At 72.9% G+C, this 9,759-nt stretch carries 10 protein-coding genes; 8 read left to right on the top strand and 2 right to left on the bottom strand.

Annotated features, from left to right (window positions below; all coding sequences use genetic code 11):
- Nucleotides 1-90: 90 nt before the first annotated feature.
- From LB823_RS15855 to LB823_RS15835, 5 genes are all read left to right on the top strand, one after another.
- Complete coding sequence (locus LB823_RS15855) at nucleotides 91-963, top strand: ABC transporter ATP-binding protein (RefSeq protein ID WP_224648419.1); 873 nt, start codon at nucleotides 91-93, stop codon at nucleotides 961-963.
- On the top strand, nucleotides 960-1,607 hold the full coding sequence (locus LB823_RS15850; protein WP_224648417.1) for an NUDIX hydrolase: 648 nt from the start codon (nucleotides 960-962) through the stop codon (nucleotides 1,605-1,607). The genes LB823_RS15855 and LB823_RS15850 overlap by 4 nt, the downstream gene beginning before the upstream one ends.
- A 68-nt stretch (nucleotides 1,608-1,675) precedes the next feature.
- Nucleotides 1,676-2,464 carry an enoyl-CoA hydratase/isomerase family protein gene (locus LB823_RS15845; protein WP_224648415.1) on the top strand — a complete coding sequence of 263 codons (789 nt, stop codon included), beginning with the start codon at nucleotides 1,676-1,678 and terminating at the stop codon, nucleotides 2,462-2,464.
- A 132-nt stretch (nucleotides 2,465-2,596) separates the two neighbouring features.
- Nucleotides 2,597-3,559: a class I SAM-dependent methyltransferase gene (locus LB823_RS15840; protein WP_224648413.1), complete on the top strand. Its 963-nt coding sequence runs from the start codon at nucleotides 2,597-2,599 to the stop codon at nucleotides 3,557-3,559.
- A gap of 16 nt (nucleotides 3,560-3,575) precedes the next feature.
- A complete protein-coding gene (locus LB823_RS15835) occupies nucleotides 3,576-4,730 on the top strand; it encodes a class I SAM-dependent methyltransferase (RefSeq protein ID WP_224648412.1) in 1,155 nt (384 codons plus the stop codon).
- Here LB823_RS15835 and LB823_RS15830 read toward each other — a convergent pair whose 3' ends face one another.
- On the bottom strand, nucleotides 4,731-4,910 hold the full coding sequence (locus LB823_RS15830; RefSeq protein ID WP_224648410.1) for a hypothetical protein: 180 nt from the start codon (nucleotides 4,908-4,910) through the stop codon (nucleotides 4,731-4,733).
- Nucleotides 4,907-5,296 carry a hypothetical protein gene (locus LB823_RS15825; RefSeq protein ID WP_224648408.1) on the bottom strand — a complete coding sequence of 130 codons (390 nt, stop codon included), beginning with the start codon at nucleotides 5,294-5,296 and terminating at the stop codon, nucleotides 4,907-4,909. Before LB823_RS15825 ends, LB823_RS15830 begins: the two co-directional genes overlap by 4 nt.
- On the opposite strand from LB823_RS15825, the gene LB823_RS15820 reads away from it, so the two are divergent.
- The 3 genes from LB823_RS15820 (at nucleotide 5,286) to LB823_RS15810 (ending at nucleotide 9,755) form a co-directional block, all read left to right on the top strand.
- A complete protein-coding gene (locus LB823_RS15820; RefSeq protein ID WP_224648406.1) occupies nucleotides 5,286-6,446 on the top strand; it encodes a pyridoxal phosphate-dependent aminotransferase in 1,161 nt (386 codons plus the stop codon). The genes LB823_RS15825 and LB823_RS15820 overlap by 11 nt on opposite strands.
- Nucleotides 6,447-6,481: 35 nt before the next feature.
- Nucleotides 6,482-8,092 carry a helix-turn-helix domain-containing protein gene (locus LB823_RS15815; RefSeq protein ID WP_224648403.1) on the top strand — a complete coding sequence of 537 codons (1,611 nt, stop codon included), beginning with the start codon at nucleotides 6,482-6,484 and terminating at the stop codon, nucleotides 8,090-8,092.
- A gap of 166 nt (nucleotides 8,093-8,258) precedes the next feature.
- Nucleotides 8,259-9,755, top strand: a complete 1,497-nt coding sequence (locus LB823_RS15810; RefSeq protein ID WP_224648401.1) for an aldehyde dehydrogenase family protein — start codon at nucleotides 8,259-8,261, stop codon at nucleotides 9,753-9,755.
- The last annotated feature ends 4 nt before the right edge of the window (nucleotides 9,756-9,759 follow it).

The following is a 9,759-nucleotide window of genomic DNA, read 5'->3' as shown; positions in this document are numbered from 1 at the left end:
CCCTCGGCGCCGGGGGTGGGGGAGCGGTGGTCTGTGGACACGGGGACCATCCTGCCAACCGCGACCGGTCGCGTGCGGCAGGATGGTGATGTGTCCGATCCCGCCGCCGCCTCCAGCGCGCCCGCCCCCGACTCCGCCGCCGAACCCGACCAGGACCTGGTGATCGACTTCCGCGGCGTGAGCCTGCGGCGCGACAGCCGAACCCTGGTGGGCCCCATCGATTGGCGGGTCGAGCTCGACGAGCGGTGGATCGTCATCGGCCCCAACGGCGCGGGCAAGACCTCGCTCATGCGGCTCGCCTCCGCGCAGGACTTCCCCAGCGCGGGCACCGCCCACATCCTGGGAGAGGTGCTCGGGAAGACGGTGGTGCAGGACCTCACCGCGCGGATCGGCGTGTGCTCGGCGGCCCTGGCGTCGCGGGTGCCGGACGACGAGCTGGTGACCGACCTCGTCGTCTCCGCGGGCTACGCCGTGCTCGGCCGGTGGCGCGAGCGCTACGACGAGGTGGACATCGGTCGCGCCGTCGACGTGCTGGAGTCCATGGGCGCCGAGCACCTCGCGAACCGCCGCTTCGGCACGCTCTCCGAGGGCGAGCGCAAGCGCGTGCTCATCGCCCGCGCGCTCATGACCGACCCCGAGCTGATGCTCCTCGACGAGCCCGCCGCGGGCCTCGACCTCGGCGGCCGCGAGGAGCTGGTCGCCCGCCTCGACACCCTGGCGCAGGATCCCGACGCCCCCGCGACCGTGCTCGTGACGCACCACGTCGAGGAGGTGCCGCCGGGCTTCACGCACGCGCTGATGCTCAAGGAGGGCGGCGTCGTGGCGCAGGGCCTGATCGGCGACGTGCTCACCGCCGAGGTGCTCTCGGAGACCTTCAGTCAGCGCATCCTGCTCGACGAGGTGGACGGCCGGTTCTTCGCCCGACGGGCCTCGCGCCCCGGACGCCGGAGGCTGCAGGCATGAGCGGCGACGAGGCGGCGCGGGCGCACCGCGCGGAGGGCGCCGACCATCGGCGTGACCTCCCGGACGTGCCCATCCGGCCCGCGGCCACCGTCCTGCTGCTGCGGACGGCATCGTCCGGCCTGGAGGTCTTCGTGCAGACCCGCGCGAGCGGGATGGAGTTCGCGCCCGACGTGACGGTCTTCCCGGGCGGCGGCATCGAGCCGTCGGACGGCGACGACTTGCGGGTAACCGCGGCGCGGGAGACGCACGAGGAGTGCGGCGTGCGCGTGCACCCGGATGACCTGGTGCCGCTGTCGCGGTGGGTGACGCCGCCCGGGCGGCCGCGCCGGTACGACACGATGTTCTACCTGGCCGCGCTGCCCGCGGGGCAGGAGGCGACGTGCGTGACCACCGAGGCCGTGTCGGCGGGCTGGCACGCGCCGCAGGCCGTGATCGACGCGTGGCTCGCGGGACGCAACAAGCTCATGGCGCCCACCTACTCCCAGCTGTTCCAGCTGCTGCCCTTCGACACCGTCGAGGACGTGCTGGGCTGGGCCGCGGAGGCGGCGGACCTGACGCCCGTCGCCATCGTCGACGGGATGACGCGCGAGGAGCGACGGTTCCCGGGCTGGGCGGAGTACGCCGAGGGCTCGACGATCTACTGACCGTGGCGCCCGCCGGATTTACGTGGACGTCCAACTAAATTTTCCGGCACCCGGTAGCCTCTGGGGTCATGACTGAATTCGTGACCCTCGAGACCTCCGACGAGCACCCCGGCATCGGCACGATCCGCCTGAACCGCCCGCCGATGAACGCCATCAACTCGCAGGTCCAGGACGAGCTCATCGCCCTCGCCGCCGAGGTGAACACGCGCGACGACATCAAGGCCGTCGTGGTCTACGGCGGGCCGAAGGTCTTCGCGGCCGGCGCCGACATCAAGGAGATGCAGGCGATGGGCTACGCGGACATGAGCGAGGCCATCGCCAGGCTGCAGGGCGGCCTGTCGGCGATCGCGTCGATCACCAAGCCGACCGTCGCCGCCATCACCGGCTACGCCCTCGGCGGCGGCCTCGAGGTGGCCCTCGGCGCCGACCGCCGCATCGTCGGCGACAACGCCAAGGTGGGCGTCCCGGAGATCCTGCTCGGCGTGATCCCCGGCGGCGGCGGCACGCAGCGCCTCGCCCGCCTCGTCGGCCCGGCCAAGGCCAAGGACATGGTCTTCACCGGCCGCTTCGTCGGCGCCGAGGAGGCCCTGCAGATCGGCCTGGTCGACGAGGTCGTCGCCCCGGACGACGTCTACAACGCCGCCCTGACGTGGGCGAAGCAGTTCTCGGGCGCCGCCTCGCAGGCGCTGCGCGCCGCCAAGCAGGCCATCGACCAGGGGCTCGACACCGACCTGAACACCGGCCTCGCCATCGAGCGGCACCTGTTCGCCGGGCTGTTCGCCACCGAGGACCGCACCATCGGCATGACCTCGTTCATCGAGAACGGACCGGGCAAGGCGAAGTTCGTCGGCAAGTAGCCCGAACGCCCCGCGGCGGGCCGCCCGGCGCTCCGGGCGGCCCGCCGGGGGAGAACCTGTTCTCATCACGCGGGTTGGCGGTGATCTGACCGGGCGGTAACCTGGCGGGAACAATCTTCTCGAAAGGCCTTCATGACCGACCAGCAGCCGGCCCCCAACCCGCACGCCACGGCGGACGAGGTTGAGGCCGCATTCTCCGATACGAAGCTCGCCCAGGTGCTCTACCACGACTGGGAAGCCGAGACGTACGACGAGAAGTGGCACATCAGCTTCGACGAGCGGTGCATCGACTACGCCCGCGAGCGTTTCGAGGCCGCCACCGGCGGGGAGAACGAGAAGCCCTACGGCCGCGCCCTGGAGCTGGGCTGCGGCACCGGCTTCTTCCTGCTCAACCTCATGTCCGCGGGGGTCGCGGAGACCGGCTCGGTCACCGACCTCTCGCCCGGCATGGTGAAGGTCGCGCTGCGCAACGGTGAGGCCCTGGGCCACACCGTCGACGGGCGCGTCGCGGACGCGGAGACGATCCCGTACGAGGACAACACCTTCGACCTGGTCGTCGGCCACGCCGTGCTGCACCACATCCCCGATGTGGAGCAGTCGCTGCGCGAGGTCCTGCGCGTGCTCAAGCCGGGCGGCCGGTTCGTCTTCGCGGGCGAGCCGACGACCATCGGCGACTTCTACGCCCGCTGGCTGGGGCGGATCACCTGGGGCATCACCACCAACGCGACGAAGCTCCCGTTCCTCGCGGACTGGCGCCGCCCGCAGGCCGAGCTCGACGAGTCCTCGCGCGCCGCGGCGCTCGAGGCCGTCGTCGACATCCACACCTTCGACCCCGACGAGATGGAGGCCATGGCGGCCCGCGCCGGCGCCGTCGAGGTCGAGGCCACCACCGACGAGTTCACCGCCGCCTTCCTCGGCTGGCCCGTGCGCACCTTCGAGGCGGCCGTGCCGCCGTCGAAGCTCGGCTTCGGCTGGGCCGGCTTCGCCTTCGGCGGCTGGAAGAAGCTCTCCGCGCTCGACGAGGCCGTGATGCGCCGCGTCGTCCCGCGCAAGTTCTTCTACAACCTGGCCATCACGGGCACCAAGCCCGAGTAGTCCGGGCACGCCGGGTTTGGACGGGGCCGATCTCGCCTATCTGCGCACGGCCGACGGCGCCGCCGCCGTCGCCGCGGCGGGTCGGCTCGCGTTGACCGATCGCACCCTCCTCGCGGACGTGGGGACGGTGCGCGGCATCGCGGGTGCGCACGCCCCGGCCGTCATCGAGCAGGTGCGGGCCCGCCGCCGCGCGGCCGCCAAGCTCGGCGACGTCGACGGCTGGCTGCTCACCGACGAGGCGGTGCAGCAGGCCACACCGTCGGCGGTCGCGGAGCACCGCGCCCGCCGCCTGGCGTGGCTGTCGGTGCACGACGTCACCTGCTCGATCGGCGCGGAGCTGCGCGCGCTGGTGCAGGTCTGCCCGCGGGTCGTCGGCAGCGACCTGGACCCGCTGCGCGCCCGGATGGCCGCGCACAACGTGCCCCGCGCGCTGGTCTACGTCGCCGACGCGCTCACCCCCACGTCCACCGCCGACGTCGTCATCGCCGACCCGGCGCGCCGGGCGGGCGGGCGGCGCATCGTCGATCCCGAGCAGATGTCGCCCGCGCTCTCGGCCCTGCGCGCCGCCTACGCCGGACGCTCGCTGGCCGTGAAGACGGCGCCCGGCATCGACTACGACGGCCTGCGGCGGGGCGGCTTCGACGGGGAGGTGGAGATCGTCTCCCTCGACGGCGGCGTCCGGGAGGCGTGCCTGTGGTCCGGCCCCGTCGCCGTCCCGGGCCTGACCAGGGCGACGGTGCTGCACGGCTCCGGTTCCGGCGGCTACGAGGTCTTCTCCACCGACCCGCACGACGTGGACCCGGAGCCGGCGGGGAAGTACCTCCTCGAGCCCGACGGCGCCGTCATCCGCGCCGGCCTGGTGCGGCACTACGCCGCGCGCCACGGGTTGTGGCAGATCGACCCGCACATCGCCTACCTCAGCGGCGACGCCGTGCCCGCGGGGGAGCGCGGCTTCGAGATCCTCGAGGAGCTGAAGTTCTCCGAGAAGGCGCTGCGCGCGGAGCTGCGCCGGCGCGACGTGGGGTCGGTGGAGATCCTCACCCGCGGCGCGGGCGTGGATCCCGACGTGCTGCGCAAGCGGCTCAAGCTCCAGGGCTCGCTGCCCATGACGGTGGTGATCACCCGCATCGGCCGCGAGGTCGTCGCCTACCTGACCCGCCCGACGCGGTGATCAGGCGGTCTTCGCGTTCTCGCGCGCTTCCTCGTCGAGCACCCGCTGCACGGCCGCGCTGATGGGTCGGCCCGTCTCCTCGCTGATGTCGCGGACGATGTGCGCGGCGTGCTGCAGCGCTCGCTTCCGCCAGAACTCGTCGCGCGCGCTTCGCCGTGGGGCTTCGGCTCGCTCGGTCATGGACGTTCTCCTTCGGCCTGCTCGTCCTCATTCTTGCTGGTGACCCACTCGTCGGCAAGTGACCGGAGCATCTCCCGGTCTTCCTGTGTTGCTATCTCCGACTCCTTCAGTCGGCCGATCACTGCCCATCCGAACGACATGCGGTCACTGTCGTCGCTGAGGACCTGATCGAACGACCAGCTGACTCGCCGCCACCACTCCGCCCGACGGTCCGCCTCGACCTTCTGTCGCCACGACACCAGTACGCCGATCGCCGCGAACATCCCGACCGCCAACGTGACCCACGCCTGTGCCGGCATCGCATCGCCCCCTCTTCCATTGGACGCGTCAGCGGCTCCGACGGTTCCCGCGGCGGCCGGATCCGCGGATGACACCATGGAGCGCATGCACGAATCCCGCCGCTCCGATGTCGAGATGTTCCACGTCATGGACGTGCTGGCCGCGGCGGCGCGGCGCCGGGAGACCCACGGGGACGTGATCTCGCTGGCCGCGGGCCAGCCCAGTGCGGGGGCGCCCAAGCCGGTGCTCGCCGCCGCGCACGCGGCGCTGGACGCCGGGCCGCTCGGCTACACCGAGTCGATGGGCATCGCGCCGCTGCGCGAGACCATCGCCGCGCACTACGGCCGCGCCTACGGCCTCGACGTCCCGCCGGAGGCGGTGGCCGTGACCACCGGCTCGTCGGGCGCGTTCACGCTGATCTTCCTGGCCGCCTTCGACGCGGGCGACACCGTCGTCATGGCCCGGCCCGGCTACCCCGCGTACCGGAACACGCTGAAGGCGCTGGGCTGCGAGGTCGTGGAGCTGGACTGCGGCGCGGCCACCCGGTTCCAGCCGACCGTCGCGATGCTGGAGGCGCTCGAGACGCCGCCGAAGGGCCTCATCGTCGCGAGCCCGGCGAACCCGACCGGGACGATCCTGGCACCGTCGGAACTCGCGGCCCTGGCGCGCTGGTGCGAGGCGCACGGCACGCTGCTCATCTCCGACGAGATCTACCACGGCGTGAGCTACGGTCGGCCCACGTCGTGCGCGTGGGAGACCTCCCGCGAGCAGGTCGTCATGGGCTCGGTGTCGAAGTACTTCGCCATGACCGGCTGGCGGCTCGGCTGGATGCTGTTGCCGGAGTACCTGCGACGCCCCGTCGAGCGGCTCACCGCGAACATGACCATCTGCCCGCCCGCCATCAGCCAGTACGCGGCGGTCGCCGCGTTCTCCGACGAGGCGCGGGTCGAGCTGGACGCGCACGTCGCAGGGTACGCGCGCAACCGCGAGGTGGTCCTCGCCGGACTGCGGGAGCTGGGCGTCACGGAGGTCGCGCCGCCGGACGGCGCCTTCTACGCCTACGCCGACATCGGCCACCTCACCGACGACTCCCTTGCCTGGTGCGCGCGGGTGCTCGACGAGACCGGCGTCGCGATCACGCCCGGCCTGGACTTCGACACCGTGCGCGGCCGGCGGACCATCCGCCTCAGTTTCGCCGGCGCGACCGCCGAGATCGAGGAGGCGCTACACCGCCTGCGGCCCGTGTTCCGACACTGAGTGTCATATCCGGTGATCCATGTCACACTGGGACGGTGGAGACCTCCCCGCACCGCCCGGTGATCGCGGCCTCGTGGCTGCGGTCGGACCGCGCGGGCCTGCGCCCCGACGCGCATCCCGACCCCGAGATCGGCGCCATCGAGGCCGCCGACACCCTGCTCGACGCCGCCCGGCCGGTGCTCGCCCGGGCCGCCACCGCGCTCAGCGGGTCGAACACCGCGCTCCTGCTGGTGGACCACCGGTCCCGGCTCGTCTCCCGGGTGACGGCAGATCTGACCCTGGAGCGCCGCCTCGAGGGCCTGGGCGCCATCGCGGGCGCGGGCTTCGGCGAGGAGGAGATGGGCACGACGGCGCTGGGCACGCCGCTCGAGGTCCGGGGCGACGTGGCGATCAACGGCGCGGAGCACTACCTCGAGCAGTTCCGCACGCTGAGCTGCTTCGGGCGCCCGATCATCCATCCGGCGACGCGGCGCCTCGCCGGCGTCATCTGCATGGCGGAGATCGCGGACCGGATCAACCCGTTGTCGATCCCGCTGGTGCGCGGCCTGGTCGACGACATCTCGGGCCGGCTGCTCGACCGCTCCCATGCCTCGCACCGCGCGGTCATCGCCGCCTATCAGCGGCTGGCGCGACGCCGGGACGTCGCCGTGGCCGCGATCGGCGACGACCTGCAGCTCACCAATGCCGCCGCCGCGCAGCTGCTCGCGCCCGGCGACTTCGGCACGCTGCGGCTGTTGCTCGCCGACGGCGCGCCGCGCACGGCCGTGCTCACGCTCGTCTCGGGCGTCGTCGCCGACGTCGTGGTCAGCAGGCCCGACGGTGCGCCGCACGCCGCGGTCTTCCGGCTTCGACCGCGCCCCGGCGGGCCTTCCGCGCCGGTCATCGCCCCGCGGCCCGCGACCGCGCCGACCGTCGCCGTCAGCGGCGAGCCCGGCACTGGCCGGAGCACGCGCGCCCTGACCTGCGTCGCCGAGGACGCGCACACCGTCCTCGACGTGGCCGGCGCGATCCTCGCCGGGCGCGAGCCGGACGTTCCGGCGGTGCTGCGCGCGTGCCGGGAGGCGGGCCGCGGCCTCGTCGTCGACGGCGCGGACCTGCTCGACGAGCGCTCGGCGAGGCTGCTGCACGCGGCCGTCGCGAACCCGGCGGCGGGCCCCGCGGTCTCGATCGTGGTGGTGACGGGGCCGGCCGAGTCGCTCTCGCCCGCCGTCGGCGCGCTGGTCGCCTGCTGCCGGCGGCGGATCGTGCTGCCGCCGCTGCGGGAGCGGACCACCGAGATCGCCTCCCTCGGCCAGGGGCTCGTGGCCGCGGTGGACCCGCACCTCGAGCTCGGCGCCGACGCCGCGGACGCCCTGCTGTCGCAGGAGTGGCCGGGCAACCTCGCGGAGCTGTCGATGGTGCTCACGGAGGCGGCGGACGCCGTCCTCGCGCGGGGCGGGCGCACCGTCACCGCCGAGGACCTGCCGGCCGAGTACCGCGGCTCGACCCGTGCGGCCCGGCTGCGGGGGATGGAGCAGGCGGAGCGCCAGGCGATCCTCGCCGCGCTCGCGTCCGCCGACGGCAACAAGAGCCGCGCCGCCGCGGAACTCGGCATCAGCCGCACCACCCTGTACGCCCGCATCCGGGCGCTCGGCATCCGGGGCTGACCGGACCGTTTCGGCTGGTGAGGAAGGGTGCGCGGCCCGGCGCCGCCCGGTGACCGTCCACCCGGAGTGTCCAGTTTCCGAACACGGCCGCCCGCTCGCTCCGTGCGAGAACTGTAGGTGACGCCACGTGGCGTGCATCACATCCACGGTTCGCAAGGAGAATCCGATGACCACCATCGCCGTGCCCGATCTGCTTCCCGCCGTCGCCGATTTCGTCTCCCGGGATCGGAGGATGCTGATCGGCGGGCAGTGGGTCGACGCCCTGTCCGGCCGCACCTTCGACACCCACGACCCGGCGACCGGGCAGGTGATCACCCGGGTCGCGCACGGCGAGGCCCCCGACATCGACCGCGCCGTCGCCGCCGCCCGCGCCGCCTACGAGGGACCGTGGTCGCGGATGAAGCCGAACGAGCGGGAGCGCCTGATCTGGAGGGTCGGCGACATCCTCTCCGAGCGTGCCGAGATCTTCGGTCAGCTCGAGGCACTCGACAACGGCAAGTCGGTCGCCATCGCCACCGGCGTCGACGTGGGCTGGTCGGCCGACGTCTGGCGCTACAACGCCGGCCTCGTCACCAAGATCCGCGGCGCCGCGGTCACTCCGTCGATGCCCTTCGCGCCCGGCGGCGAGTTCCACGCGTACACCCGCCGAGAGTCGCTCGGCGTGTGCGGCCAGATCGTGCCGTGGAACTTCCCGATCCTCATGGCCACGTGGAAGCTGGCACCCGCGCTCGCCGCCGGGAACACGGTGGTGCTCAAGCCCGCCGAGCAGACCCCGCTCACGGCGCTGATGCTCGGCGAGGTCTTCGAGGAGGCGGGCTTCCCGCCGGGCGTGGTGAACATCGTCCCCGGCTTCGGCGACGCCGGCGCCGCGCTGTCGGGTCACCCCGACGTCGACAAGGTGGCCTTCACCGGCTCCACCGAGGTGGGCAAGAAGATCGTCTCCGCCGCCACCGGCAACCTCAAGAAGGTCTCGCTCGAGCTGGGCGGCAAGAGCCCCAACATCGTCTTCGCGGACGCCGACCTGGAGGCCGCCGTCGCCGGCTCGGTCGCCGCCTGGACCTTCAACCACGGCCAGTGCTGCGTCGCCGGCACCCGGATGTACGTGCAGCGGTCCATTTTCGACGAGTTCACCCAGGCCGTTGCCGACGCCGCGGCCGCCGCCAAGATCGGCCCCGGGCTGGACCCGACCACCGAGCTCGGCCCGCTCGTCTCGCAGGAGCAGTTCGACCGGGTCAACGGGTACATCCAGCAGGGCCTGGCCGACGGTGCGCGGGCGCTGACGGGGGGCAAGCGCTGGGGCGACGAGGGCTACTTCATCGAGCCCACGGTCTTCGTTGACGTCGAGCCCGGCTTCTCCATCGTCGAGGAGGAGATCTTCGGCCCGGTCGTCGCGGCCCTGCCCTTCGACGACGAGGACGACGTGGTGCGCGCCGCCAACGATTCGATCTACGGCCTGGCGGCGGGGATCTGGACCAAGGACGTCTCCAAGGCGCACCGCACCGCCGCCGCCGTCAAGGCCGGATCGGTGTGGGTCAACCAGTACAACGGCTTCGACACTGCGCTGCCCTTCGGCGGCTTCAAGCAGTCCGGCTGGGGCCGCGAGCTCGGCGACTCCGCGATCGACCTCTACACCCAGACCAAGTCCGTCAACATCGCGCTCTGACGCG

Origin of the sequence: Tsukamurella sp. M9C, assembly GCF_020169415.1 — a bacterium.
Classification (GTDB): domain Bacteria; phylum Actinomycetota; class Actinomycetes; order Mycobacteriales; family Mycobacteriaceae; genus Tsukamurella.
Note: the sequence above shows the minus strand (reverse complement) of the source record. Positions and strands in the feature narration are given on the sequence as shown.

What these genes read in the sequence shown, in the direction of transcription:
- LB823_RS15850 (WP_224648417.1), top strand. Translation starts at nt 960, where the DNA reads ATGAGCGGCGACGAGGCGGCGCGGGCGCACCGCGCGGAGGGCGCCGAC.
- LB823_RS15845 (WP_224648415.1), top strand. Translation starts at nt 1,676, where the DNA reads ATGACTGAATTCGTGACCCTCGAGACCTCCGACGAGCACCCCGGCATC.
- LB823_RS15840 (WP_224648413.1), top strand. Translation starts at nt 2,597, where the DNA reads ATGACCGACCAGCAGCCGGCCCCCAACCCGCACGCCACGGCGGACGAG.
- LB823_RS15830 (WP_224648410.1), bottom strand. Translation starts at nt 4,910, where the DNA reads ATGACCGAGCGAGCCGAAGCCCCACGGCGAAGCGCGCGCGACGAGTTC.
- LB823_RS15820 (WP_224648406.1), top strand. Translation starts at nt 5,286, where the DNA reads ATGGAGCGCATGCACGAATCCCGCCGCTCCGATGTCGAGATGTTCCAC.
- LB823_RS15825 (WP_224648408.1), bottom strand. Translation starts at nt 5,296, where the DNA reads ATGCGCTCCATGGTGTCATCCGCGGATCCGGCCGCCGCGGGAACCGTC.
- LB823_RS15810 (WP_224648401.1), top strand. Translation starts at nt 8,259, where the DNA reads ATGACCACCATCGCCGTGCCCGATCTGCTTCCCGCCGTCGCCGATTTC.